The sequence below is a fragment of the Acetatifactor sp. genome (assembly GCF_982438285.1).
In genome coordinates this window covers 1-1,603 of sequence record NZ_CEWDFQ010000506.1, presented here as the reverse complement: position 1 = coordinate 1,603, position 1,603 = coordinate 1, and the positions used below count along the sequence as shown (strand labels likewise).

Below are 1,603 nucleotides of genomic sequence, written 5' to 3'. Positions count from 1 at the left end.
TCTGAAGGCTTCCAGTACAATGGCCGTACCGCTTCCCCGGTCATCTAACAGCATACCCCAGCCTCCCGTTCTTATCAGCCTTCTGCCAGCTCTGCCGTAAGCCACTGACCCGGTGCCTGAAATCACCAAAACACCGTCCCGCCCCCTAAGCTTTGCCTGCAATGCCAGCCTTCCGTCATCCACCACTCTGCTTTGGCAGTGATATCGGTTTTGAAGCTTTGTCTGCATTTCCGTTTCCATGCCCGCGCCACAGATTCCTGAGGCTCCAACAGCTATATATACATACTGTCCTTCTGTCACTCCAATACACGTATCTATCGCGTCCTCCACATGCTTCCAAGCCATGGGGTTTTCAGAAAAGTTGGCGGCCGCCCCAACACCGTGATAAATCATCTGGCCTTCCAGATTAAACGCACAAACACTGGTCTTTGTTCCTCCCGCGTCCACACCAATCACATAAGATCTCATCGTCCTCCCCCTCCAGATGTTTCCAGGGCTCTTCCTATCACGCCTTCGCATTTCTCCAGACAATGTCTGGCATCTTCCGCATCCATTTTGGTACATAAATATACAATTGCCGTTTTTAATTCTCCATTGCAGGTTTTAATGGCCTCTGCCGCTGTATTTTGGTCCACACTGGCAACCTGGGCGACAATGCGGCAGGCCCGGTCTGCCAGCTTTTCATTGCTCACCTGCAGATCGACCATTAGATTTCCGTATACTTTTCCCAGGCGGATCATAACGCCTGTGGACAACATATTCAAAACAAGCTTCTGGGCTGTACCTGCCTTCATCCGGGTAGAGCCTGTAATCACCTCCGGCCCCACAACAGGCGTAATGGAAATTTGGCAATATCTGGCCATGGGAGGATTCTCATTACATGCAATTCCTATGGTAAGCGCTCCCAGCTTTCTTGCATACGCAAGTCCTCCAAGAACATAGGGCGTAGTCCCGCTGGCAGCAATTCCCACCAATGTATCCTTCTCACAAAATCCCCGCTCTCTCAGCTCTTTCTCACAGGCCGAGCTGTCATCCTCCGCTCCTTCAGCGGGCTGAAATACAGCACCGTTTCCGCCTGCAATTAATGCCTGAACCAGCGTAGGAGATACATTATAGGTAGGCACACACTCAGAAGCGTCTAAAATACCGATTCGTCCGGAAGTTCCCGCGCCACAGTAAAACAATCTCCCTCCCGTCTGTATCCGCTGATACACTCGGTCTACGGCTTCTGCAATCTTTGGTATCTGAGTTTCCACCGCCAATGCTACCTTTTTATCCTCACGGTTGATCAAACGCATCATTTCAATAGTAGGCAGCAAATCTATATGCCTTGTAGCGGGATTTTGGCTTTCTGTTTTTCTCTTTTCCATGGCAAACCTCCGGTTTTTTATTTCACTTCAAATATCGCTTCCGTCTCCACGGCAATATTGCCGGGCAGCACGGAAACGCCTATGGCCGACCTTGCAGGAATTCCCGCTTCTTCGCCAAACATCTCTTTTAACAGCTCGCTTCCTCCGTTGGCGACCAGAGGCTGCTCCAGAAAGTCAGGGGTGCTGGACACAAACGTAAGAATTTTAACCGCCTGCTTCACACGGTTCAAATC

Annotated in this window: 3 protein-coding genes; all 3 read right to left on the bottom strand. The window is 50.5% G+C overall.

Features of this window, described 5'->3' with window-relative positions; genetic code table 11:
* Positions 1-468: BadF/BadG/BcrA/BcrD ATPase family protein (locus tag AC1WIP_RS15740; RefSeq protein WP_481142713.1), on the bottom strand; the 468-nt coding region annotated here is incomplete at its 3' end.
* On the bottom strand, positions 465-1,370 hold the full coding sequence (gene murQ / locus AC1WIP_RS15735; RefSeq protein ID WP_481142712.1) for an N-acetylmuramic acid 6-phosphate etherase: 906 nt from the start codon (positions 1,368-1,370) through the stop codon (positions 465-467). The genes murQ and AC1WIP_RS15740, both read right to left, overlap by 4 nt.
* A gap of 17 nt (positions 1,371-1,387) precedes the next feature.
* On the bottom strand, positions 1,388-1,603 hold a 216-nt coding region (locus AC1WIP_RS15730; protein ID WP_481142711.1), incomplete at its 5' end, for a RidA family protein.

Bases quoted from the DNA above. Each gene is read 5' to 3' on its own strand.
- murQ (WP_481142712.1), bottom strand. From the start codon at position 1,370: ATGGAAAAGAGAAAAACAGAAAGCCAAAATCCCGCTACAAGGCATATA.